Source organism: Kitasatospora sp. NBC_01266 (genome assembly GCF_036242395.1).
In the GTDB taxonomy this organism is placed as follows: domain Bacteria; phylum Actinomycetota; class Actinomycetes; order Streptomycetales; family Streptomycetaceae; genus Kitasatospora.
This window is the reverse complement of sequence record NZ_CP108458.1, coordinates 4,435,248-4,458,559: the sequence shown is the minus strand read 5'-3', so window position 1 is coordinate 4,458,559 and position 23,312 is coordinate 4,435,248. Positions and strand designations below refer to the sequence as shown.

General features: G+C 72.0%; 19 protein-coding genes and 2 pseudogenes. 5 read left to right on the top strand and 16 right to left on the bottom strand.

Going from position 1 to position 23,312, the window contains the following annotated elements:
• Positions 1-23 precede the first annotated feature (23 nt).
• The 5 genes and pseudogenes from OG403_RS19415 to OG403_RS19390 form a co-directional block, all read right to left on the bottom strand.
• A complete protein-coding gene (locus OG403_RS19415; protein WP_329566104.1) occupies positions 24-1,049 on the bottom strand; it encodes a potassium channel family protein in 1,026 nt (341 codons plus the stop codon).
• A complete protein-coding gene (locus OG403_RS19410) occupies positions 1,046-2,344 on the bottom strand; it encodes a molybdopterin molybdotransferase MoeA (RefSeq protein ID WP_329566103.1) in 1,299 nt (432 codons plus the stop codon). Before OG403_RS19410 ends, OG403_RS19415 begins: the two co-directional genes overlap by 4 nt.
• Positions 2,345-2,484: 140 nt before the next feature.
• Positions 2,485-3,442, bottom strand: a pseudogene (locus tag OG403_RS36725) (DUF6457 domain-containing protein); the annotation flags it as partial.
• A 116-nt stretch (positions 3,443-3,558) separates the two neighbouring features.
• Entirely contained in the window at positions 3,559-4,530 is a 972-nt protein-coding gene (locus tag OG403_RS19395; protein WP_329566101.1) for an MBL fold metallo-hydrolase, read from the bottom strand.
• 190 nt (positions 4,531-4,720) lie between these two features.
• Complete coding sequence (locus OG403_RS19390; RefSeq protein ID WP_329566099.1) at positions 4,721-5,383, bottom strand: FMN-dependent NADH-azoreductase; 663 nt, start codon at positions 5,381-5,383, stop codon at positions 4,721-4,723.
• A gap of 109 nt (positions 5,384-5,492) precedes the next feature.
• Here OG403_RS19390 and OG403_RS19385 point away from each other — a divergent pair, with 109 nt between their 5' ends.
• Entirely contained in the window at positions 5,493-5,930 is a 438-nt protein-coding gene (locus OG403_RS19385) for a winged helix-turn-helix transcriptional regulator (RefSeq protein ID WP_329566097.1), read from the top strand.
• Positions 5,931-5,990: 60 nt separating this feature from the next.
• Here OG403_RS19385 and OG403_RS19380 read toward each other — a convergent pair whose 3' ends face one another.
• The 5 genes and pseudogenes from OG403_RS19380 to dnaB form a co-directional block, all read right to left on the bottom strand.
• Positions 5,991-6,467, bottom strand: a complete 477-nt coding sequence (locus OG403_RS19380; RefSeq protein WP_442911078.1) for a class I SAM-dependent methyltransferase — start codon at positions 6,465-6,467, stop codon at positions 5,991-5,993.
• Between the two features lie 147 nt (positions 6,468-6,614).
• Positions 6,615-7,283, bottom strand: a pseudogene (locus tag OG403_RS19375) (HAD family hydrolase); the annotation flags it as partial.
• A gap of 9 nt (positions 7,284-7,292) precedes the next feature.
• On the bottom strand, positions 7,293-7,856 hold the full coding sequence (locus OG403_RS19370; protein ID WP_329566095.1) for a sugar O-acetyltransferase: 564 nt from the start codon (positions 7,854-7,856) through the stop codon (positions 7,293-7,295).
• Between the two features lie 281 nt (positions 7,857-8,137).
• Positions 8,138-9,556 carry an acyltransferase family protein gene (locus OG403_RS19365; protein ID WP_329566093.1) on the bottom strand — a complete coding sequence of 473 codons (1,419 nt, stop codon included), beginning with the start codon at positions 9,554-9,556 and terminating at the stop codon, positions 8,138-8,140.
• A gap of 213 nt (positions 9,557-9,769) precedes the next feature.
• Entirely contained in the window at positions 9,770-11,341 is a 1,572-nt protein-coding gene (dnaB, locus tag OG403_RS19360; protein ID WP_442910938.1) for a replicative DNA helicase, read from the bottom strand.
• Positions 11,342-11,784: 443 nt separating this feature from the next.
• Between dnaB and OG403_RS19355 the strand changes: the two genes are divergently transcribed.
• Entirely contained in the window at positions 11,785-13,203 is a 1,419-nt protein-coding gene (locus OG403_RS19355) for an MATE family efflux transporter (RefSeq protein ID WP_329566091.1), read from the top strand.
• Positions 13,204-13,291: 88 nt separating this feature from the next.
• Here OG403_RS19355 and rplI read toward each other — a convergent pair whose 3' ends face one another.
• The 4 genes from rplI to rpsF form a co-directional block, all read right to left on the bottom strand.
• Positions 13,292-13,738 (bottom strand): 50S ribosomal protein L9, encoded by a 447-nt coding sequence (gene rplI, locus OG403_RS19350; protein WP_329566089.1) that lies wholly within the window; start codon positions 13,736-13,738, stop codon positions 13,292-13,294.
• Positions 13,739-13,755: 17 nt separating this feature from the next.
• The gene (gene rpsR, locus OG403_RS19345; protein WP_030304537.1) at positions 13,756-13,992 is read right to left on the bottom strand and encodes a 30S ribosomal protein S18; all 237 of its coding nucleotides are present in this window, start codon (positions 13,990-13,992) and stop codon (positions 13,756-13,758) included.
• A gap of 79 nt (positions 13,993-14,071) precedes the next feature.
• The gene (locus OG403_RS19340) at positions 14,072-14,686 is read right to left on the bottom strand and encodes a single-stranded DNA-binding protein (protein ID WP_329566086.1); all 615 of its coding nucleotides are present in this window, start codon (positions 14,684-14,686) and stop codon (positions 14,072-14,074) included.
• 98 nt (positions 14,687-14,784) lie between these two features.
• Entirely contained in the window at positions 14,785-15,075 is a 291-nt protein-coding gene (gene rpsF / locus OG403_RS19335; protein WP_327067976.1) for a 30S ribosomal protein S6, read from the bottom strand.
• Between the two features lie 334 nt (positions 15,076-15,409).
• Between rpsF and OG403_RS19330 the strand changes: the two genes are divergently transcribed.
• The 3 genes from OG403_RS19330 (at position 15,410) to OG403_RS19320 (ending at position 18,245) form a co-directional block, all read left to right on the top strand.
• Complete coding sequence (locus OG403_RS19330; protein ID WP_329566082.1) at positions 15,410-15,709, top strand: hypothetical protein; 300 nt, start codon at positions 15,410-15,412, stop codon at positions 15,707-15,709.
• 292 nt (positions 15,710-16,001) lie between these two features.
• On the top strand, positions 16,002-17,120 hold the full coding sequence (locus OG403_RS19325) for a lipid II:glycine glycyltransferase FemX (RefSeq protein WP_329566080.1): 1,119 nt from the start codon (positions 16,002-16,004) through the stop codon (positions 17,118-17,120).
• 54 nt (positions 17,121-17,174) lie between these two features.
• Positions 17,175-18,245, top strand: a complete 1,071-nt coding sequence (locus tag OG403_RS19320) for an alanine racemase (RefSeq protein ID WP_329566077.1) — start codon at positions 17,175-17,177, stop codon at positions 18,243-18,245.
• Positions 18,246-18,290: 45 nt separating this feature from the next.
• Here the strand turns inward: OG403_RS19320 and OG403_RS19315 are convergent, their stop codons facing one another.
• The gene (locus tag OG403_RS19315; protein ID WP_329566075.1) at positions 18,291-19,937 is read right to left on the bottom strand and encodes a glycosyltransferase family 87 protein; all 1,647 of its coding nucleotides are present in this window, start codon (positions 19,935-19,937) and stop codon (positions 18,291-18,293) included.
• A 131-nt stretch (positions 19,938-20,068) separates the two neighbouring features.
• Positions 20,069-22,900 carry a transglycosylase domain-containing protein gene (locus OG403_RS19310; RefSeq protein ID WP_329566073.1) on the bottom strand — a complete coding sequence of 944 codons (2,832 nt, stop codon included), beginning with the start codon at positions 22,898-22,900 and terminating at the stop codon, positions 20,069-20,071.
• Positions 22,901-23,312 lie beyond the last annotated feature (412 nt).

The following is a 23,312-nucleotide window of genomic DNA, read 5'->3' as shown; positions in this document are numbered from 1 at the left end:
GCTACCGCCGGACCGCCTGACCGTCAACTGGACGGGTTCGAGCGCTGGATGGTGATCACCCGGTCGGTCGGCTGCAGCACCGCGGCCTCGGGATCGGCGAAGTCGAGCCGCCGCCTGCCCCGCACCACCGCCACCACCAGGTCGGGGCAGGCCCTGGGGCTCTGCCCGGCCTCGGCCCGGGTGACCGGACGCTCGACCACGTTCAGGCCCCTGCCGTAGGTGAGCAGATCCTCCATCAGGCCGCCGGCGTTCGGACTGAGCATCGACATGCCGAGCAGCCGCCCGGCCGAACTGGAGCTGGTCACCACCACGTCCACCCCGCTCTGCCGCAGCAGCGGGGCGTTCTCGTCCTCCCGGACGGCCGCCACCAGCGTGGCCGCCCGGTTGAGCTGACGGACCGTCAGTGCCACCAGCACGGCGGTGTCGTCCCGTTCGGTGGCCACCACCACCTGGGCGGCCCTCGGCACCTCGGCGCTCAGCAGGGTGTCGGTCCTGGTGGCGTCGCCCACCACGCCGACCAGCCCGTCCCGGGTCGCCTGTTCGACCACCCGGCGCTGCGGGTCGACCACCACGATCCGCTCCTTGGGCACCCCCTGGCCGAGCAGGGTCTGGACGGCGCTGCGCCCCTTGGTGCCGTAGCCGACGATCACGGCGTGGTCGCGCACGGATGACCTCCAACGTCCGATCCGCCACTGCCGGCGGGTCCGCTCGGCCAGCACCTCCAGCGTGGTGCCGACCAAGATGATCAGGAAGACCACCCGCAACGGGGTGATCACCAGGATGTTGGCCAGCCGCGCGCCGTCACTGACCGGGGTGATGTCGCCGTACCCGGTGGTGGAGAGGGTGACGGTGGCGTAGTACGCGGCGTCTAGGAACGAGAGCCGCTCGTGCGCGTTGTCGTGGTAGCCGGAGCGGTCCAGGTAGACGATCAGCGTGGTCGCCAGCAGCACGGCCAGCGCGATCGCGACCCGCAGCCCGACCTGCCGCAGCGGCGGCCCGCCGCGCCGGGCGGGCAGCGCGATCCGGCCGTCCGCCTCCCCGCCGGTCACCCAGGCACTCCCAGCAGTTCCACCCGCTCGCCCGCCGCCACCCCGCCCGGCGGGAGCACCGCCAGCGCCTCGGCCCGGGCCAGACCGCGCAGCATCGCCGGGCCGTCGAAGGCCAGCGGTACCGGCCCGTCCGCACCGAGGCGCACCGGCAGCAACCGGGTGTCGGTGGGGTGCCCGGCCAGCGCGACGGCGGTGCGCAGGAACCTGCCGGGCCCGGCCGGGCGCCCGGCCAGCGCGTCCAGCAACGGCAGCGCCAGGGTGACGACACCGGCCACCGCGGCCAGCGGATTGCCGGGCAGCCCCACCAGGTAGCGGACCGGCCCTTCCCCGGCCCGCGACCCGGCGGACCCGCCCGGGACGGCCGGTGGCAGCACGGCCAGCAGCATCGGGTGCCCGGGGCGGACCGCGACCCCGTCCACCAGCAGCCGGCCGCCGCACTCGGCGAGCGCCTCGTGCAGAAAGTCGACCGGCCCGGCCGCCGTACCACCGGTGGTGACCACCACCTCGGCCGCCGAGTACCGCAGCGCGTCCCGCAGCAGCGCGAAGTCGTCGCGCACCGGCCGCCGCCCGAGCAGTTCGGCACCGGCCGCACCCAGCCAGGGCTGCAGCAGCGGCCCGAGCGCGTCCCGGACCAGACCCGGTCCCGGCAGCCCTGACTCCAGCAACTCGTCGCCGAGCACCAGCAGTTCGACGGTCGGCCGACGACGGACCGGCAGCCGGTCGTAGCCGCAGGCGGCAGCGAGGCCCAGGACGGCCGCGGTCACCGTGCTGCCGGCCGGCAGCAACTCCTCACCGCTGCGGCACTCCTGGCCGCGCGGGCGGACGTCCTGGCCGGGCGCGGGCTCACCGGTCACCCGCGAGTGCAGCGTCCCGGGCACCGGGTTCCCGCCGGCTCCGGGCTGCGGGAGGGCGGGGCGTTCGACCCGGCCGTACTCGCGGCGCAGCACGGCGGTCGCGCCGGGCGGCAGTTGGGCGCCGGTGGCGATCTCGGTGGCCCAGCCGTCGGCCAGCGGCAGCGGGGTCCGCCCGGCCAGCACTCGGCCGGCCAGCCGCCACGGGCCCGGACCCGCCACCGCCCAGCCGTCCATCGCGGAGGTGTCGAAGGCGGGCAGATCGATCAGCGCGGCCAGCGGGGCGGCCAGCGTCTGGCCGAGCGCGGCCGTCAGCTCGCGCTCGACCACGGGCAGCGGACGCGCCGGGGCCCGGCCGGCGATCACCCGCGCCCGTGGCCAGGGCGCCACGGGGGTGGGGGTGACGGCACCCTGGGTGCCCAGCGGTGGCGCGGCGGCGCTCACGGCTGCCCCGCGGACGGGGACGGCGGCGGGGGCGTCTCGACCGGCCGCGTCTGCGCCGGCTGCGGGACAGCCGGCTGCGGGGCGGACGACTGCGGGGCGGACGACTGCGGGGCGGACGGCTGCTCAGCTGCCTGCCCGGCCGGCTGCTCGGCGACCCAGCGTTCGGCCAGCGCGGTCACCTGCCGCACGGCCTCGCCGACCGCCACCGCCCCGCCACCGCGTGCCGCAGCGGCGTAGCCGACCAGAAAAGTGGTCAGCGGGGCGGCCGGGCGCTCCACCCCGTGCGCCACCACCCGGGCGAGGTCGAGCAGTTCTCGGATCTCGGCCTTCGGGTCGATCCCCAGCTCGGCCGCGGCCTCGGTCATCCAGTCGTCCAGCGTGCGTTCCATGGTGGTCCATGCTGCCTGATCCACAGCGCCCGGGCCGCTACCAGCGGCCGGCCGGAACGCTTCGTTTCGCTCACCCGGACGGTCAGGCCCGCTCCGTCGCCGCCCCGCCCCCGTCCGACGGCTCACCGCCGGCAGCGGCTCGACGCCGGGCGCCGGCCAGCTCGTCCCAGGTGTCGCAGTCCACCGCCGCCCCGTCCGGATCGGCCAGCCGGGCGGTGCGCAGGCCGCCGGTGAGGCGGCGCAGCGGCAGGCCCGACGGGTCGCCGAGGGCGGCCAGCCCCGCGCGCAGCGCCGCGCTGCGGTAGGCGGCGGCCAGCGGCTGGTCGCGCCCGTCGGCGTCGACCAGCACCGCCGCCTCGACGCCCGCACCCAGCGCGTCCGCCGCACCGACCGCGCCCACCAGCCGACGTACCGTCGCACCGTCCAGGAACGGCAGGTCGGCGGCGAGCAGCAGCACCACCGGCGCCCGGAGCGCCGGCTGCGCCAGCCCGGCCGCGACGGCGGCCAGCGGGCCGCCCCCGGGCGGCTGCTCCCTGGTCCACCGGGGGCCGCCGGCCACCGCACCGCCGCTGGGCGCCGGCCCGACCACCACGGTGCTCCGGGCCCCCGCGCAGGCCGCCAGGACCCGGTCCAGCAGGCTGCGCCCACCGACCGTCAGCCGCGGCTTGTCGGCACCCCCGAGCCGACGGGCCGCGCCGCCCGCGAGCACGATCGCGTCGTAGGCGTCCGCTTCCTGGTCCCCGTCGCCGTGCTCGTGCTGGCGCTCGTGATCGTGCGCGGCCTGCTGGTGAGCGGCTGTCCCTGTCATGGCCCCAGTATCGGGCGCTACTCCCCGGCGGCCGGCCCGGTGTGCGCCTGGGCACCGGCGGCGAGGAAGGTCGGCAGGGTCAGCTCGCCGTAGCGCTCGCCGACCGCCGCGACCAGCGCGTCCGGGTCGTGGGGGTGCCGGGCCAGCAGCTGGTCGAAGTCCTTCAGGTACTCGCCGGTGAAGGCGAGCACCCGGCCCGCGTCGTCGCCCTGCTCGGGCGCCCGGTGCCCGGCGATCACCCGCTCCACGCCCAGCTCGGCGATCCGGCCGAGGTTGCGGATCCAGGCGGCGCGCTGCTCCGGCGTGGTGTCCACGGTCCACACATGGGTGCCGTTCCAGGCCAGGTCACCGGCGATCACCGTGCGCGAGCCGGGGACGTGCACCACGGTGCTGGTGGCACAGTCGCCCTGCCCCAGGTAGAGCACCCGGATCAGCTGACGGTCGATCATCAGCGGCTGCGGACGCAGCGGGCGGGGCAGGATCGGGGTCTCGGGGATGTCGTCGCCGTAGACCGGGCGCCACTGCCGGACCTTGTCGGCGGCCGTCGCGGCGATCGCGTCCACCACCGGCGGGGCGGCCAGCAGATGCGCCTGCGGGAAGAGCCGCAGCACCTCCTCGACCCCGAAGTAGTGGTCGGGATGCGGGTGGGTGATCACCACGGCCAGCAGGTTCCGGCCCTTGCCGGCGATCCACTCGGCCAGTTCCCGCCCGGCGCTGCGGGTCAGCTGGGCGTCCACCAGGATCGCGTCCCGGGCGCCCAGGATCAGGCTGGAGGTGGCGAAGAAGGCCGACTCGGGTCCGGTGAAGACCTCGATCGCCAGCGGCGGGCCGGGCGACGTGGTCGCGCTGGCACCCACCGGAACCCGGGTGAGGCCATTGCCGCCATTGCCGCCATTGCCGTTCGCGCCGCCGTTCCCGCCGCTGCCGTTGCCGTCCCCGCCCGGCCGGTCCTGCTCGTGCGGCGATGACGGCGGTGGCGACGAGGTCACTTGGCTCTCCCTGATCCGCGGCGGTCCCCAGGCCCCGCCGGGCGGGGGCGCTGTCGGGACCAGCATGGAAGCCGCCCCAGCACGGCGCCCGGCAGGCGCGCCCGGGCGGGTGAGCCGCGGCGGGCCGCTGTCACGACCCGCCACCGACCGTTCGACGCGCCGTCAGTGAGCCGATGTGACGCGCGAACCGTCAGACCGCCTCGGCCGGCACCGCGAGCCGCTCGGCCAGCGCCTTCGCCTTGGCCGCCGCGTCCTGGTGGGCCTGCGCCTTGGAGGCGTCCGCCTGCTCGATGAACTGGGCGAGCGCGGGGTTGACCCGGGCCAGCGTCAGCTCCGCCACGACGAAGTCCACGTCCATGCCCAGCAGCCCGGTGAACGCCTTGCGCAGGTAGCTCTCGACGAACTCGAACTCGGCGCGCGGGGTCCCCGGGCCGTAGGCGCCACCGCGCGAGACGACCGCGGTGACCGGCTTGCCGGCGACCGAGCCGCCCTCGCCGCCGGTGCGGCCGAACAGCACCACCTGGTCGAGCCAGGCCTTCAGCGTGGAGGGGATCGTGAAGTTGTACATCGGAGCGCCGATCAGCACCGCGTCGGCCTGCTCCAGCTCGGCGATCAGCTCCAGGCGCTGCGCGACGGCCGCCCGCTGCTCCTCGGTGTGCTGCTCGGCGGGGGTGAACTGGCCGGCGATCGCGGCACCGCTCAGGTGCGGCACCGGGCTGGCGCCGAGGTCGCGGTAGATCACCGTGCCGTCCGGGTGCGCGGCCTGCCACTCCCGGCTGAAGGTCGCGGCGACCTCGCGGGAGACCGAGCCCTCGGTCACGGCCGACGAGTCGATGTGCAGCAGCGTGGGCATGGCAATCCTCCATACATTGCGATAGGAACTGCCGTTTCCTTGGCAGCTGCGATTACCGTAGCAGCTAACTTTTCTGCAGTCACTACGGAAAGGCCGTACGCTGGACGGCATGGGCGAGCCAGAGCTGGATCCGACCGGCCCCTGCAGCAGCGGGCCGGTGGAGGACCTGAACGAGCTGTGCGGGGCCGCGCCGACGGCGGGCGGCACCGGGGCCGGGCCGTGCAGCAGCGTCGACCAGGCGCTGACCCGGGTCTTCACGCTGCTCGGAAAGCGCTGGTCGGGGCTGGTGGTGGCGGTCCTCAGCCATGGCCCCGCGCATTTCTCCCAGCTGCGCCGGGCCATCCCCGGGATCAGCGAGCGGATGCTCTCCGACCGCCTGACCGAGCTGGCCGAGGCCGGCCTGGTGGTCCGCGAGGTGGACGAGGGACCGCCGCTGCGGGTCAGCTACCGGCTGACCGAGGCGGGCCGAGCGCTGCGCCCGGCCCTGGACGAACTGCGGATCTGGGCCGCCGCCCACCTGCCGGAAGCCGTCCCGCCCGGCTGCTGACAGCGCCTCGGGCCGGCCACTGACCAGCCACTGACCAGCCGCGCAGCCGTACCGAGCGGTTCAGCTCTCCTTGCCGAACCCCAGCTCGCTCCACCGCACGTCGTCCCGTCCGTGCAGGTCCCCGCGTTCGCCCCGGTGCACCAAGCGCAGCCCCGCTGCCTGCGCCTGGTCGACCACCTCCTCGGCCCGCACCGTGAACATCCGCCGCCGGGCCGGTACCGGACCGTGGCGGAGTGTCAGCAGCAGCGTCCCGCCGGGGGCGAGCAGCTCGGCCACCGTGCGCATCGCCACCGCCCGCTCGGCCGGGGCCAGGTGCATCCAGACCGCGATCACCGTGATCAGTTCGAAGCGGGCACCCTCGGCCACCAGCGCCGGCAGCGCGGGCAGCGCGTCGTCCACCCAGCGGATCCCGGCTCCCTGGTGCAGCCGCTCACCGTGCTCGCGCAGCGCGGCGGTGGGTTCCACCGCGGTGACGAGGTGGCCCAGCGCGGCCAGCGCGGCGGCGTCCCGCCCGGAACCGGCACCGAGGTCCAGCACCCGGGCGGGGGCCGGCGGCAGCAGGTGCAACCGCCCGTGGTGGACCTGCTCGAAGCTGACGCTCTCGTACTGCTCGGCCAGCGCGGCGGCCTGCTCCTGGTAGCCGGCCGTGCCGGCGGCGGTCGGCCGGTCCGAGCCGGCCGCCAGGGCCGTGAGCAGCGCGGGCAGCTCACGCATGTCGTGGAAGACCTGCTGCGCGCCCGCCGCCACCAGCAGCTCGGCCGGCGTCAGGCCGCCCGCGTAGCCGAGCACCCGCATCCCGGCCGCGCGGGCCGCCCGGACACCCGGGCCGCTGTCCTCCACCACCACGCAGGCTGCCGCGGGCACGCCCATCCGGGCCGCCGCGTGCTGGAACAGGTCAGGAGCGGGCTTGCCCCGGTCGACCTCGGTCGCGCTGAAGATCCGACCGTCGAAGTACCCGTACAGGCCGGTCCGCCCCAGGGTGTGCCGCATCTTCTGGTGGCTGCCGCTGGAGGCCACGCAGGACGGCCGGTGCAGCGCCGCCAGCGCCTCCTCGATCCCGTCGACCGGGACCAACTCCCGTTCCACCGCCACCCGGTGCAGCTCCTCGAAGCGGCGCCGCCACTCCTCGGCCACCGTGGCGCCCAGCCGCTCGGCCACCAGCTCGGCGATCGAGGCGGCCGAGCGACCGACGAACCGCTCCATCACCTGAGCCTCGGTGAGCGGCCAGCCGAACTCGGCACCGAGCGCGACATGCACCCGGACCGCGATCCGCTCGCTGTCCACCAGCACCCCGTCGCAGTCGAAGATGACCAGGTCGACGGCTTCGTTCGTACGGTTATCCGTTTCTGTCATCGGGTCAGACTAGGTCCCGCCCAGCGCGCGAACGATCCGGGCCGGATTGCCCACCGCCAGCACACCCAGCGGCAGATCCTTGGTGACCACCGCCCCGGCACCGACCACCGTGTTCTCGCCGATGCTCACTCCCGGGCAGACGATCACCCCGCCGCCTAGCCAGACGTTGTCACCGATCGCCACCGGCACCGCCCTCTCCCAACCGGCCCGCCGGCGCTCCGGATCCAGCTCGTGAGTCGGCGTCAGCAGCTGGACGTTCGGCCCGATCTGCACGTCCGCCCCGATGGTGATGGGTGCCGCGTCCAGGAAGACCGCACCGAAATTGACGAACGTACGGGCCCCGATGCTGATGTGGTAGCCGAAGTCGCAGTGGAACGGCGCCCGGACCCGCACTCCCTCGCCCACCGAGCCGAGCAACTCCCGCAGAATCCTGCCGCGTTCGGCCGGAGCCAGCCGGCCACCGCCGTTGTACGCGGCGCAGAGCTCGGCCCGGCGCTCGGAGTCCGCCCCCAGCTCGGGGTCGTCGGGGAGGTACCAGTCCCCGGCCAGCATGCGCTCCTTGTTCTCGCCCACGAATGTCCTCCCGACTCGGCCCAGCCCCACTCCCACCCTCACCGTCCCCCGCGACGCCCCTGCAATTCGCCCACCGGCCCGGCGACGGCTGCCACCTCGTCCACCTCCCGGCCCACCGCTGACCCCGGATGGGCCATCCGGTGGGACGCGAAGGGCCCCGGGGGCGGCAATCCATGCCACCCCAGGGGCCCATCGGATCCGGCGTGCCGGTCGGTCGAACCGTTCCGGTAGTACCCGAAGGCGTCGACCACCAGGTCGATGTTCCCGACGCCTCGGTTCGGTCAGCTCAGGCCCGCGCCTGTGCCGGTCAGCTCCGGCTCCGCCGCCCCGGCGGGCTGCCCCGGGGCGACGGCCACCGCCGCAACCGGTGCCGGCTGCTCCAGGGACTGCTGCGGCCAGCGGCGGTTCGCCGCCTTGGTCAGCTTGCGGCCCAGGTTCTGGAACGGCAGCTCCACCAGCCGGTGCATCAGCCAGGAAGCCACCAGCAGCACCGCGACGTACCCGGCCACGTACGACCACCGCTCGGCGAACGGCATCGCGGCCAGCTTGTAGTAGTAGTAATAAGGGTCCCAGCCGAGCCGCGACAGCAGGAACTCCTTGACCGGCCAGTGCAGCAGGTAGACCGAGAAACTCACCGCGCCCAGCCAGGTCATCGCGCGCGGAAGCCGCCGGTTGCGCAGCAGGAAGAAGAGCCCGAACGACGCCCACGCTCCCAGGTAGGCGTTGGTCCACGCCTGCCAGGTGAAAGTCGAGGTCGCGTTCCCCATCGCGCCCCGGTTGTACATCCACCCCACCATGGCGCCCGCCACCACCACGAAACCGACGGACAGCCAGGCCTCGATGCGCTCGATCTGCCCATGCTGCGCCCGGTAGATCACCGTGCCCGCGAACATCGTCGCGAGGATGGTGAAGGTCTCGTACGCGGGATCCCGGCCGTTGGTGAACACCAGCAGCAGACCGAACCCGCCCAGCAGCAGACCACCGATGCGGGCCAGCCCCGCTTTGCCGCTGACCATGCAGAGCATGCCCATGCCCACGACGGCCACAGCGGCGGCCACGAGGTTCCTGAGCTCCGGAAGGCTGTGGGTCAGGCTGTACGACGGGATCGAGACGCCCAGCACGAGTGCGATCGCCGCCGCCACGACCGCGATCGGCGTGCTGCGCCGGTGCCAGGCGACCGTGAAGAGGCTGCTGACGAAGAAGTAGAAGAGCATCTCGTACGTGAGCGTCCACGAGATGCCGAGCGCGTTCACCACTCCCAGCATGTCCGACAGATTCAGGCCGTTGCCCGCCAGCCAGAGCAGGTGGTGTCCGTAGCCGTCGAAGGTGAGGACATGGTAGGAGTACGGCCGGATGCACTCGGAGAGGACCATGCTCACGATCAGCGCCGGGTAGATCCGGAAGATCCGGCTGATCCAGAAGGCCCGGACGTCACCGCGGCGCTCCAGCGAGGCCGGGATGATGTACCCGCTGACGATGAAGAACGCGATGACCCCGTAGAAGCCGAGGTCGAAGTGGGCGGCGATGTAGCCGCCGTGCGGGATCAGCGTCAAGATCTGGAAGTGGTGGGCCGCCACGGCCAGCGCGGCGACCCCGCGCAGCGCGTCCAGCCAGCCGAGCCGGCTCCCCGGAGCGGCGGCACGTTCCCCTCGCCCGGCCGTCCGTGCTGTCCACCGAGTCGGCAATCCCTTGGTAATCACCCGCCGGAGACTAACCCATTCGGAGTCCTGAACGTGCTGCCCCAGTGCCTTGCGGGGTCTCGCGGTTCGTGTCACAGGTCGCCGCTGATCCGCTGATGCCGCCGGCGCGGCTTCAGATCCACGACGACCGGTCCACACCGTGTCGTGTCCGACTCTGATCCGACATCAGCCCTGAGGTTCCGACATGAAATCTTAGGCCCTGCAAGCGGTGCCTCAGTCCCGCGTCATGTCCACGAACCGCGAGTAGTGGCCCTGGAACGCCACCGTGATGGTGGCGGTCGGGCCGTTACGGTGCTTGGCCACGATCAGGTCGGCCTCACCCGCGCGGGGGGACTCCTTCTCGTAGGCGTCCTCGCGGTGGAGCAGGATGACCATGTCGGCGTCCTGCTCGATGGAGCCCGATTCACGCAGGTCGGAGACCATCGGCTTCTTGTCGGTGCGCTGCTCGGGGCCACGGTTCAGCTGGGAGAGCGCGATCACCGGGACCTCGAGCTCCTTGGCCAGCAGCTTCAGGTTTCGCGACATGTCGGAGACCTCCTGCTGGCGGCTCTCGGCCCGGCGCGAACCGCCGGACTGCATCAGCTGGAGGTAGTCGATGACCACCAGTTTGAGGTCCTGGCGCTGCTTCAGCCGCCGGCACTTGGCGCGGATCTCCATCATCGACAGGTTCGGCGAGTCGTCGATGTAGAGCGGAGCCGCCGTCACGTCCGGCATCCGACGGGCCACCCGGGTCCAGTCGTCGTCGGTCATGTTGCCCGAACGCATGTGGTGCAGCGCGACCCGGGCCTCGGCGGAGAGCAGGCGCATCGCGATCTCGTTGCGGCCCATTTCGAGCGAGAAGATCACGCTCGGCAGGCCGTTGGTGATCGAGCACGCCCGGGAGAAGTCCAGGGCGAGGGTGGACTTGCCCATCGCGGGACGAGCCGCGATGACGATCATCTGACCGGGGTGCAGACCGTTCGTCAGCGCGTCCAGGTCGGCGAAGCCGGTCGGCACGCCCGACATCTGGCCCTGCCGGGAGCCGATCGCCTCGATCTCGTCGAGGGCGCCCTCCATGATGTCGGCCAGCGGGGCGTAGTCCTCGCTGGTGCGCTGCTCGGTGACGGCGTAGATCTCGGCCTGGGCGGCGTTCACGATCTCGTCCACGTCGCCCTCGGCGGCGTAGCCCATGCCGGCGATCCGGGTGCCGGCCTCGACCAGGCGGCGCAGTACGGCGCGCTCGTGGACGATCTCGGCGTAGTACTCGGCGTTGGCGGCGGTGGGGACGGAGTTGACCAGGGTGTGCAGGTAGCCGGGGCCACCGACCCGGGTCAGCTCGCCGCGCTTGGTCAGCTCGCTGGCGACGGTGATCGGGTCGGCCGGCTCGCCACGGGCGTAGAGGTCGAGGATCGCGCTGTGGATGAGCTCGTGGGCCGGGCGGTAGTAGTCGAGCGGCTTGAGCACCTCGACCACGTCGGCGATGGCGTCCTTGGAGAGCATCATGCCGCCGAGCACGGACTGCTCGGCCGGGATGTCCTGCGGCGGGACCCGCTCGAAGCCCTCGACGCCGCCCTCCCGGCCGCCCTCGCGCCCGCCGTCCCGGCCGCGCTCGCCGTCCCGCTTGCGGAACTCGCCCTTGCCGCCACCGCCACCGCCCGCCGCGGCCTGGCCGCGGTTGCGGGAGACCGGCAGGCGGTCGCTGGGGCCGTCGGCGGGGAAGGAAGGGCCGAAAGCGTCGTCGGACGGCTGCCAGTCGTCCTCCGGGGGCGGTGGCGCGTCGTGGTCGTCGTACTGGGGGCCGGTCACGCTTTTTCCCCGTTCAGCAAGCGGTGCGAGTCTGGTGCAAGGACGAGGTGGCCTCGGTGGTGGACGGGCACGATCACGGTCCGCTCCACCTCCTTCATACGCCACCCGGCCGACAGGACGGCGGCCGGGTACGGGCGCGGCGCGTCGGGTGAGCGACCACGCTAAGGCGCACGCGGGCCTAGCTCCAAGAAAATCCGGGACAGTTATCCACAGGGGGTGTGGATGAAGCGGCTCTCGCTGTGGACAACCGCCCGAATCCTGTGCACAAGGGTGGGGAAACTCCTGTGGATAACCACACGATCCGCCTGGTGTCAACTCGCTGACCTGCGGTGACTCTTTCCACCGGCTGTGCATGAGAAAAACTTCACACGCCTGGGCACGCGCCGGTCGTAATGACCAAGATCTCTGGCGCTACTTACCCACGGTGCCTTACCGTATCCCGCATGACAGGTGGCCAGTCGATCGCTGAGCCGACTCCCCCCGCGCCCAGCGGGCCCGGGGCTCCCGACCACTCACGACCCGACAGCCGGCAGCACCACCAGCCGCGCCAGGACCGCCGCCGGCACGACCGCGAGATCCTCGCGCTGGCCGTGCCGGCCTTCGGCGCGCTGGTGGCGGAACCGCTCTTCCTGCTCGGCGACTCGGCGATCGTCGGCCACCTCGGCACCGCGCAGCTGGCCGGCCTCGGCGTGGCCGGCACCGCGCTGAGCACGCTCGCCGGGATCTTCGTCTTCCTGGCCTACGCGACCACGGCGGCCGTGGCCCGCCGGATCGGTGCCGGGGACCGCAGGGCGGCCGTCCAGCAGGGCATCGACGGCGTCTGGCTGGCCCTGCTGCTCGCCGTTCCGGTGGCGCTGCTGGCGGCCCTGCTGGCCCCGCAGGTGGCCGACCTGCTCGGCGCCTCGGCCACCGCCGCGCCGTACGCGGTCACCTACCTGCGGATCAGCGCGCTGGGCGTCCCCGCCATGCTGATGGTGCTGGCCGCCACCGGCGTGCTGCGCGGCCTGCAGGACACCCGCACGCCGCTGCTGGTGGCGGTGGCCGGTTTCAGCGCCAACCTCGGGCTCAACCTCACCCTGGTCTACGGCGCGGGCCTGGGCGTGGCCGGCTCGGCCTGGGGCACGGTGCTGGCGCAGAACGGGATGGCCGCGGTCTACCTGGCCGTGGTGGTCCGCGGCGCCCGCCGCGAGCGGGCCGCGCTGCGCCCCGACCCGGTCGGGATCCGGGCCTGCGCCCGGGCCGGCGGGCCGTTGATGATCCGTACCCTCAGCCTGCGCGCGGTCCTGGTGCTGGCCACCGCGGTGGCGGCGCGGCTCGGCGACCGCGAGGTGGCGACCCATCAGATCGCCATGGCGCTCTGGGGCTTCCTGGCCTTCGCACTGGATGCCATCGCGATCGCCGGGCAGTCCATCATCGGCCGCTACCTGGGTGCCGGGGACCGGGCCGGCGCCCGGGCGGCAACCCGGCGGATGGTCGAGTGGGGTCTCGGCTCGGGGCTGCTGCTCGGCCTGCTGGTGGTGCTGGCCCGGCCGCTGTACATCCCGCTCTTCACCACCGACCCGGCGGTCCGCGAGCAGCTCTCCGCGGTCCTGCTGCTGGTCGCGCTGACCCAGCCCGCCTCCGGACCGGTCTTCGTGCTGGACGGCGTGCTGATGGGCGCGGGTGACGGCGGCTACCTGGCCTGGGCGATGCTCGGCACGCTGGCGGTCTTCGCGCCGCTGGCCCTGGCGGTGCCCTCGCTCGGCTGGGGGCTGGCCGGCATCTGGTGGGCGCTGAACCTGTTCATCCTGCTGCGCTGCGCCTTCCTGGTGGGCCGGCTGCGCACCGGCCGCTGGCTGGTGACCGGGGCGGTCCGGGGCTGACCGGCCGTACCCCCGAGCACGCGAAAGGGCCGGCCCTCCCCTGCGGGAGGACCGGCCCTTCGTTGACGCGTTACCGCAGCAGCCTGGATCAGGCAGCGACGACGGCGACGTCGAGGTCAGCCTTGACGTCGGCGTGCAGCTTGACCGAGACCTTGTGGGTACCCACGGTCTTGATCGGCGAGACGATCGTGATGGCACGCTTGTCGACCGCCGGGCCGCCGGCGGCCTTGACGGCCTCGACGACGTCGGCCTGGGTCACCGAGCCGAACAGGCGGCCGGCGTCGCCGGAGCGAACGGCCAGCTTGACCTGCAGACCCTCGAGCTTGGCCTTGAACTCGTTGGCCGCCTCGATGGTCTGGATCTGGTGGATCTTGCGAGCGCGACGGATCGCGTCGACGTCCTTCTGGCCGCCCTTGGTCCAGCGGATGGCGAAGCCACGCGGAACCAGGTAGTTACGGGCGTAGCCGTCCTTGACCTCGACGATCTCGCCGGCGCCACCGAGGCCAGGGACCTCGTGAGTGAGGATGATCTTCATTTTTCGGTCACCCTCTCTTAGCGCGCGGTGCTGGTGTAGGGCAGCAGCGCCATCTCACGGCTGTTCTTCACGGCCGTGGCGACGTCGCGCTGGTGCTGGGTGCAGTTGCCGGTGACCCGGCGGGCACGAATCTTCCCGCGGTCGGAAATGAACTTCCGCAGCAGGTTCGTGTCCTTGTAGTCAACGTAGTTGACCTTGTCCTTGCAGAAGACGCAAACCTTCTTCTTCGGCTTGCGAGCAGGCGGCTTCGCCATGGTGTGCTCCAAATGAGGATCACGATCCGGGACCCGCATCGAGTGCGGGCGCCCCGGGTCGCACGAAATCTGTCAGCTCTTAGAACGGAGGCTCTTCCGAGAAGCCGCCACCGGACGGGGCACCCCAGCCGCCGCCACCCTGGTTGCCACCAGAGGGAGCGCTGGACGCCCAGGGGTCGTCGGAGGGGCCGGACTGGCCGCCCGAGGCGTTGCCGCCCCAGCTGCCACCCTGCTGGCCACCGCCGTTGCCACCCCAGCCGCCGCCCTGGCCGCCGCCGCCCTGCTGGCCACCGCCACCAAAGCCGCCGCCACCGCCAGGACCGCCGGACCGGTTGGCCCGGGTCACCTTGGCAGTCGCCGAGCGCAGGCTCGGGCCGACCTCGTCGACCTCAACCTCGAAGACCGTCCGCTTCTCGCCTTCCTTGGTCTCGTAAGACCGCTGGCGCAGTCGGCCCTGCACGATCACGCGCATGCCGCGCTGCAGCGACTCGGCCACGTTCTCCGCCGGCTGACGCCAGACGTTGCACGTGAGGAAGAGGCTCTCGCCGTCCTTCCACTCGTTGGTCTGGCGGTCAAAGGTGCGGGGGGTGGACGCGATGCGGAACTTCGCGACCGCCGCACCCGAGGGGGTGAAACGCAGCTCGGGGTCGTCGACGAGATTGCCGACGAGGGTGATGACGGTCTCGCCTGCCATGGTGTGCTGACCTCTCGGGAGGAAGAGTTCCGTTCAGCGATGTTTCACGTGAAACATCGGACATGAGCCTTCGGGACTTCAGTAGTCCCGAGGGTGGCTCAGTGGGTGTCCGGGCGCAGGACCTTGGTCCGCAGCACCGACTCGCTCAGAGACATCTGGCGGTCGAGCTCCTTGACGACCTCAGGCGTGGCCTTCAGGTCGATGACCGAGTAAATGCCCTCGGGCTGCTTCTTGATCTCGTACGCCAGGCGGCGACGACCCCAGGTGTCGATCTTCTCAACGGTGCCACCGCCGGTGCGGACGACGTTGAGGAAGTTCTCGATCAGGGGGGAGACAGCGCGCTCCTCGACCGAGGGGTCGAGGATGACCATCACCTCGTAGTGACGCATGGGTAAACCCACCTCCTTTGGACTCAGCGGCCACGGTCTCTCCGTGGCAGGAGGGTTGTACGGCGTCGGCACTGGAGCTGTACCGACCGCGGACCACTGTGGTGGAACCACCGTAGTGACCGGGTCTGACAACCGGGCCCCGCCGGACCCGGGACGGGTCACGACCCGCGAGCGGGCAGGCGAGGGCACAGATACACCAGTGCAGATCGCTCAGCCTACCCGCACCCATCCGGACGAACAAAACGCCCATGAATTGCCGGGACGTCTGGAGCGGCGCAATCTTGGGCAGAACGGGTACACACACCGCGCTCGCCCTCCGCAGGAGGTGGGTTCCATGGCACAGACCATCCGCCGATTCCCCGCGCTCACCCTCAACACCGACGGTCACCGGCACCCCAGGGAGAACACCCTGGTGGGCCTGACCGTGATCCTGGGCCTGGTGGCCTTCAGCACGTCGTTCGTCCACAGCCTGCACCTGTTGAGCTCCTGGACCGGACTCGGTGGTGTCGTCATCGGCCTGTGGTCCCAGTTCATTTCCGTCACCACCGCCGAGCGCTTCGTGACGGTGATCGCACTGGCCGCCTCCGCGTTCGGCCTCGGCGTCGGTCTGGCCCACGGCGGGCTCTTCGGCTAGCCCGCCCACCGGCCGACGCCTCGTCGGCCACCGCGCGCCCGACCGGGCACACCGGCACACCGGCGCGCACCAGGCGTATGAGACGGCGCCCTCCCCCTCCGGAGGGCGCCGTTCGCGCCGTTCCGGTACCCGCCGGTGGACCACGCCCCTAGGGTTCCGTCAGCGTGCCGCGCGCGACCCGGCCGAAACGGACCATTCGGACGATAAGGTCACAGAGCCATCGATAGGGTCACAGAGTCATAGGGTCACGAGGCCGACACCCCGCCAGTCCACTCCAAGGAGCATCCCGAGCATGAGCCTGCGTCTGAGGACGATCACCCGTGAGGAGCACCTCGCCTTCCTGCGCGGCCGGCCCTCCGCCAGCCACATGCAGGTGCCGTCCTGGGGCGAGGTGAAGTCGGAGTGGCGCAGCGAGTCGATCGGGTGGATCGACGCCTCCGGTGCGGTGGTCGGCGCCGGCCTGGTGCTCTACCGGCAGTTGCCCAAGCTGAAGCGGTACCTGGCCTACCTGCCCGAGGGCCCGGTGATCGACTGGTTCGACCCCGACCTGGACCGCTGGCTGAGCCCGATGCTGGCGCACCTGAAGGCGCAGGGCGCGTTCTCGGTGAAGATGGGGCCGCCGGTGGTGATCAGGCGCTGGGAGGCCACCTCGATCAAGGAGGCGATCGCCGGCGGGCAGGCCAAGCGGCTGCGCGACCTCGACCCGGACTGGTACGAACCGCAGGCCTTCGAGATGGCCGACCGGCTGCGCCGGGCCGGCTGGCTGCAGGGCGAGGACGGCGGCGCGGGCTTCGGCGACGTGCAGCCGCGCTACGTCTTCCAGGTGCCGCTGGCCGGCCGCTCGCTGGACGACATCCAGCGCGGCTTCAACCAGCTGTGGCGGCGCAACATCAAGAAGGCCGAGAAGAGCGGCGTCGAGGTGGTCCAGGGCAACTACGAGGACCTGGCCGTCTTCCACCGGCTCTATGTGGTGACCGCCGAGCGCGACCACTTCACCCCGCGCCCGCTGGGCTACTTCCAGCGGATGTGGCAGTCGCTGAACTACGAGGACCCCAACCGGATGCGGCTCTACCTCGCCTACCACGACGGCGAGCCGCTGGCCGGGACCACCATGCTGACCGTGGGCGAGCACGTCTGGTACTCCTACGGCGCCTCGGCCAACCACAAGCGCGAGGTCAAGCCGTCCAACGCGATCCAGTGGCGGATGATGCGCGACGCCTACGCGCTGGGCGCGAGCACCTACGACCTGCGCGGGATCAGCGACACCCTCCAGGAGGACGACCCGCTCTTCGGGCTGATCCAGTTCAAGCTCGGTACCGGCGGCCAGGCCGCCGAATACCTGGGCGAGTGGGACTTCCCGCTGAACAAGCTCCTGCACAAGGCCCTCGACCTCTACATGTCGCGCCGCTGACCCGGCCACGCGCCGCCCATCGCACCGCCCGCACCACCCCCCGGGGAGAGCTCGATGACCCTTTCGCTGTACGTCGACACCGACCGCTGGCGGACGCATCAGCGCACGCTGCTGGCCGAGTTCCCCGCGCTGGTCCCGGTGGCCAAGGGCAACGGCTACGGCTTCGGCAACCTCCGGCTCGCCCGGGAGGCGGTGCTGCTGGGCACCGGTGCGCTGGCGGTGGGTACCGCGGCGGAGGCCGCCGACGTGCTGCGCGACAGCGAGCGGGCCGGCGGATTCCAGGGCGACGTGCTGGTACTGACGCCCTATCGGATCGGCGAGGAGGCGCCCGAACTCCGGGCCGGCCAGGTGGTCCGCACGGTGGGGAGCGTGGAGGCGCTGGGCGCACTGGCCGGCCACCGGGTGGTGGTGGAGTGCATGACCAGCATGCGCCGGCACGGCATCGCGCGCGCCGAGCTCGAGTACCTGGCCGAGGCCACCGCCCGGGGCGGCGCGGCGGCCACCATCGAGGGCTTCGCGCTGCACCTGCCGCTGGACCGCCGGGACATGTCCGACCCGGTCGCCGAGGTCGCCGACTGGGTCACCGCGATCGGGGCCGCGGGGCTGCCCGCCGGCACCGTCTACCTGAGTCACCTGAGCTCGGAAGGCGTCACCGCACTGCGCGCCGCCCATCCGCACACCGAGTTCCGCTCCCGGATCGGCACCCGGCTCTGGCTCGGCGACGTCGACGCGCTGAGCGCCCGGGCCACCGTGCTGGACGTGACCGCGGTGGCCCGCGGCGAGCGCTACGGCTACCGCCAGCGCAAGGCGCCCTCCAACGGCCACCTGCTGGTGGTCTCCGGCGGCACCGCGCACGGCATCGGCATGGAGACACCGAGACACGTGCAGGGCCTGCTGCCGCGCGCCAAGGGGATCGCCAGGGCCGCGCTGGCCACGGTGAACCGCACCCTGTCGCCCTACCAGTGGAACGGGCGCCAGCTCTGGTTCGCCGAGCCGCCGCACATGCAGGTGAGCATCCTGTTCCTGCCCGACAGCGACAAGCCGCCGGCCGTCGGCGACGAGCTGCCGGTCGTCACCCGGCACACCACGACCCACTTCGACCAGGTGACCGACCGGACCGGCTGACCTGGTCCGGCCGGACCAGGTTGACCGGATCCGGCCGACGGGTGCTCAGGAGTGCCCGGGGTCCCCCGCCGGCGCCACGGTCGGTGCCGGCGGGCGGGCGTCCTCCAGCGGCTGCCGGTCCGGCGCGTCCGGCTCGTCCTGGACGTCCCACCGGTCCGCCACGTCCCGCTGGTCCTCCGCCAGCCAGTCCACCCCGTCCGCCGGGGCGAAGGCCGCGTAGGACTCCTGCTCGCGCAGCCGGCGCGCCGCACCGATCACGAAGACGTCCGGCGCGGAGTCGAACACGCCGCCCGACGGGTCGTCGCTGCCGTCCCAGCGCACCGGGTCGTGCTCGGGACGCAGGATGTCGCGGATCACCTTGGCGCAGAGGTAGAGCGTGCCGGCCAGGTGCAGGACCACGGCGAAGTGGTACCAGTCCTGACCGATCCCGTGCTGCTTGGGGTCGCTGATGAAAGCCAGGTAGGACCAGATCCCGAGGAAGTACAGCACCTCGCAGGCCTGCCAGATCAGGAAGTCCCGCCAGCGCGGGCGGGCCAGGGCGGCCAGCGGGATCAGCCAGAGCACGTACTGCGGGGAGTACACCTTGTTGGTGACCACGAAGGCCGCCACCACCAGGAAGACCAGCTGGGCGTAGCGCGGCCGGCGGGGCGCGGTCAGGGCCAGCCAGCCGATGCCCAGGCAGCAGGCGATCAGCAGGGCGGCGATCCAGTTGTTCAGACCGGCCAGTGACTCGTTGCGGTCCTGCATCAGGATCATCCAGAAGGACCCGAAGTCCTCCTTGCGGCTCTGGCTGAAGCTGTAGAAGGTGGCCCAGCCGTCGAAGTTGGCGATCATGATCGGCACGTTGACCAGCAGCCAGGCGCCGACCGCGCCGGCCGTGGCCTGCCAGAACTCCCGCCAGCGGCCCGAGCGCCAGCAGAGCACCAGCAGCGGGCCGAGCAGGAGCACCGGGTAGAGCTTGGCGGCGGTGGCCAGTCCGATGAAGACGCCGGCCCACACGGTGCGCCGGCCCGACCAGTAGGCCATCGCGACGGCCGTCAGCGCGACCGCCAGCAGGTCCCAGTTGACCGTGGCGTCCAGCGCCAGGCACGGCGCCAGCGCGAAGAGCAGCGCGTCCCACGGGCGGCGGCGGTGGGTGCGGGTCAGCGCGATCACCGTGATCACCGCGCAGATCAGCAGCATCCCGGCGTTGACCATCCAGAACCAGCGCTCGCGGTCCTCGATCACGCCGGCCGTGGGGGTGAGCCAGCCGGCGATCTGCATGAAGCCGCCGGTGAGCACCGGGTACTCCAGGTACTTCATGTCCGGCGACGGCGAGGGCAGCATGTCGAGGTACGGGTGCAACCCGGCCGCGAAGCCGCGCGCGGTGTACAGGTGCGGGATGTCGCTGTAGCAGGCGTGGGTGTACTGCGCGGTGGCGCCGAAGAACCAGCCGCTGGTGTAGCAGGGCAGCTTCTGCACCATGCCGACGAGGTACGTCAGGACGGTGGCCAGCGCCAGGAAGCGGGCCGGGATCCACCAGGAGACGCCCAGCAGGGCCCGGCGCCCGGGCGGGCCGCCGAGCAGTTCACTGCCGGCCGCGGCGATCGGGTCCTCGTCGGCGGGGACCACCACGGTGTTGGGCAGCGGGCCCTCGACCGGCGCCACCGCGGTCTCGGTGGCGGGGGTCTCGTCACGGGTGCTGGACGTCATGCCGGACATACTGCCGCACGCGCGCCGATCGGACGAGGACTGGTCCCACACATCCGCCTCGGGCGCGCCCGGGGCGGGGAACGCCCGAGGGCGGCCCCGCAGCACGCGGGACCGCCCTCGGATCGGATCGGTTACTGCCCTGCCCCGGCAGCTCCGGTGGCCGTGCCGGTCGGTGGCGTGGTGCCGCCGCCGGTTCCGCCGCCGTTGCCACCACCGGTACCGCCGCCAGGCCCGCCGTGCTTGGAGGACGTCGGGCTCGGTGTCGAGCAGTCGCCGGGCAGGATCGGGATGCAACCGCCGGTCCCGCCGCCGTTGCCACCACCGGTACCGCCGCCCGGACCGCCGCCGTTGCCGCCACCGGTACCACCGCCGTTGCCGCCACCGGGCGGCGCCTTGCTGGTGGACGGCTGGCCGCCGCAGTCCACGCCGGGCACGCAGGTCTCCGGCGCGCCCGTGGGCGGCTGGACCGGTGCCTGGGTGGTCGGCGGCGCGGTGACCGGGGCCTGGGTGGTGGCCGTGGCGGTCGCCGAGGCCGTGGCGCTGGCCGAGGCGGAGGGCGAGGGCGAGGCCGTGCTCGGCGCACCCGACTCGTCGACCTCGGTGTTGACCGGCTCCGGCGCCGGGAAGTTCTGCACCGGGGTACCGGCCAGGGCGGCCTTCATGTAGCTGGCGAAGATCTCGGTCGGCAGGTCACCACCGGCGAACTCGCTGCGGCCGCCGGTGCCGACCAGCGAGAGCAGCCCGGGCTTGTTGGGGTCCGCGCGGAACATGGTGATCGCGGTGGCCAGCGACGGGGTGTATCCGTCGAACCAGGCCGAGGTGCCCTTGTCGGTGGTACCGGTCTTACCGGCTATCGGACGGCCGACCGCCTGGGCCTTGGTACCGGTGCCCTTCTGCACCACGTCCTGGAGCACGCTGGTGATGTTGTCGGCCACCGCCTGGTCGAGCACCGCCTTCGGGGCGGGCTTGGTGAAGGTGCTCAGCTGCTTGCCGGAGAAGAGCACCTTGGTCACCGGGTACATGTCGGTCTGCTGCCCGCGGGCAGCGAAGACCGAGTAGCCGGAGGCCATCTGGATCGCGCTCGGGGTCGAGGTACCGATCGCGAACGAGGCGGTGTTCTGGTTGGCCACCGGCATGGACGCGGCGCTCAGCCCCATCTGCTCGGCCAGCTTGGCCACGTTCGGGCCGCCGACGTCCTCACCGAGCTGCACGTAGGGCACGTTGAACGAGTTGATCATCGCGTCGCGCAGCGTCACATAACCCTGCGGTCCGTTCTCGTCGTTCTTCTGCTTGAAGACCGAGCCGTCCGGGTTGGTCACCAGCGAACCGTCCGGCTTGCGGATGGTGCTCTCGTCGTCGGCGTTGTAGCGGCTGTCCTCGTTGATCCGCAGCGGCTTGCCGTCCGGACCGGTCTGGGTCTGCAGACCGACCTGCATCGCGGTGGCCAGCACGTACGGCTTGAAGGTCGAGCCGACCGGGACACCGACGGAGTCCGCGTTGTTGCTGTACTGCCCCTTGTCCTGGCCCGGGCCGCCGTAGATGGCCACCAGCGCGCCGTCACCGGGCACCACGGAGGCCGCGCCGACCTGGACGAAGGTGTCGGTGTTGGGACGCTTGGTCGGGTCGAGGTTCTGCTGCTGCATCTGCGCGACCGCCGCGCTCAGCTCGTCGACCTTGTCCTTCTGCAGGGTGGTGTAGATCTGGTAGCCGCCCGCGCCCAGGGTGGCGTCCGTGATCGTCGGGTCCTTCTGCTCCAGGTACTTGTTGACGGTGTCGACGATGTAGCCGACCTGCCCCGTCATGTTGGTCTGCGTCACCTGCTTGATCGGCTCGGGGAAGCCGGCGCTCATGCACTGGTTCATCTGGTCCTGGGTGATGGACTTGCCGGCCACCATCCGGCCCAGCACGTACTCCCAGCGGCCTGCGGCCGGCTTGCCCGGCGGGCCGAACATGTTCGCGTGGTTGGCCGCGCTGAGCGAGGGGTCGTAGAGCGCCGCGCCCTTGAGCAGACCGGCCAGCATCGCGCTCTGGCAGGTGTTCAGGTCCTTGGCGTCGACGCCGTAGTAGTTGTGGGCGGCGGCCTGGATGCCGGTGGAGCCACGACCGAACCAGCTGGTGTTCAGATAGCCGTCCAGGATGTCGTCCTTGGACTCCTTCTGGCTGATCTTGAGCGTGATGAAGAACTCCTTGAGCTTGCGACTGATCGTCTGGCTCTGGTTCAGGTAGGCGTTCTTCACGTACTGCTGGGTGATCGTCGAACCGCCCTGGGTGGCCCCGCCGGACGCCATGTTGTAGATGGCGCGGGCGATGCCCTTGGGGTCGATGCCGCTGTCGGTCTTGAACGTCTCGTTCTCGGCCGCGATCACCGCGTTCTGTGCGGACGGGTTGATGTCGCCGATCGGGACGATGACCCGGTGAGTGCTCCCGGTACTGGTCATCGGGGAACCGTCGGCCCAGTAGTACGTGTTGGGCTGGTCGTTCACCAGGTCCTTGAGCAGCGGCACGTTGGTCATCGCGTAGGCGGTGCCGACCGCCGCGACGCCGCCGCCGGAGAAGATCAGGAAGAGCGTGAGGAGTTGCTTCCACGAGGGCATCCAGCGCTTCACCCCGCTCTTGCCCCAGCGGGGGTAGTCGATGAAGCGCTTCTTGCCCGGCGGCTTGGCGCCGGCCCCGCGACCGTCTCGGCCCGGACCCTCAGGTCCGCCGCCGCCCTTGCGACCGCGCTTCTGGGCTGCTTTCCGCATCTCGGCGCGGCTCAGTCGCGGCTGCTGGCTCGTCTCCCGCATGCCGCTCTGCGGCCCACGCGGACCGGCCGCCCGGTTGGGGCGGGGCTGCCCCGGGTGGTCGTAGCTGGGCGCGCCCTCCGGCGCGGAGCCGTAGGCGTACGGGCGTTGGCCGTTCGGTCCGCCAGGCGGCTGATCGCCGCCGCCCGAGTTCGGCGACCGGCGCCGGTGTTCGCTCATAGTCCAGTAACTCCTCGGCCAGGCACGGACGCCTGTAGACAGGATCCACTTCCGATGCCCGCAACCGCCCTAGGCCTGTTTCAGGCCGCCGCCCCGATGGTGGTCCTCGTGCACACGCGACAGCGTACGCATCCCTGATGAGGCATCAATCGGGCATATCGCCACAACTGCCGCGAACGGCTGGCAGATCATTACGTCCCCGTTGCCAATAAACCCCGAGTTGGCCTTGACGGACGGTCGATGACGGCATGAACGACCGCCCGACGGAGCGGCCGGGGCAGATCTGCGGGCCGGTCCGCGCCGACCTCGGGCCGGCCTCGGCCGGTCGACCGGCAGGTCGGCGGGGCAGGTCAGCGGGCAGGTCGGCAAGCGGTTGACGGGGAGGTGACAAGCAGGCGACAGGGGTCCGCCG

Excerpts from the sequence above, each read along its gene's own strand:
- OG403_RS19390 (WP_329566099.1), bottom strand. The coding sequence starts at position 5,383 with ATGCCCACGCTGCTGCACATCGACTCGTCGGCCGTGACCGAGGGCTCG.
- OG403_RS19385 (WP_329566097.1), top strand. The coding sequence starts at position 5,493 with ATGGGCGAGCCAGAGCTGGATCCGACCGGCCCCTGCAGCAGCGGGCCG.
- OG403_RS19355 (WP_329566091.1), top strand. The coding sequence starts at position 11,785 with ATGACAGGTGGCCAGTCGATCGCTGAGCCGACTCCCCCCGCGCCCAGC.
- rplI (WP_329566089.1), bottom strand. The coding sequence starts at position 13,738 with ATGAAGATCATCCTCACTCACGAGGTCCCTGGCCTCGGTGGCGCCGGC.
- rpsR (WP_030304537.1), bottom strand. The coding sequence starts at position 13,992 with ATGGCGAAGCCGCCTGCTCGCAAGCCGAAGAAGAAGGTTTGCGTCTTC.
- OG403_RS19340 (WP_329566086.1), bottom strand. The coding sequence starts at position 14,686 with ATGGCAGGCGAGACCGTCATCACCCTCGTCGGCAATCTCGTCGACGAC.
- rpsF (WP_327067976.1), bottom strand. The coding sequence starts at position 15,075 with ATGCGTCACTACGAGGTGATGGTCATCCTCGACCCCTCGGTCGAGGAG.
- OG403_RS19330 (WP_329566082.1), top strand. The coding sequence starts at position 15,410 with ATGGCACAGACCATCCGCCGATTCCCCGCGCTCACCCTCAACACCGAC.
- OG403_RS19325 (WP_329566080.1), top strand. The coding sequence starts at position 16,002 with ATGAGCCTGCGTCTGAGGACGATCACCCGTGAGGAGCACCTCGCCTTC.
- OG403_RS19320 (WP_329566077.1), top strand. The coding sequence starts at position 17,175 with ATGACCCTTTCGCTGTACGTCGACACCGACCGCTGGCGGACGCATCAG.
- OG403_RS19315 (WP_329566075.1), bottom strand. The coding sequence starts at position 19,937 with ATGACGTCCAGCACCCGTGACGAGACCCCCGCCACCGAGACCGCGGTG.
- OG403_RS19310 (WP_329566073.1), bottom strand. The coding sequence starts at position 22,900 with ATGAGCGAACACCGGCGCCGGTCGCCGAACTCGGGCGGCGGCGATCAG.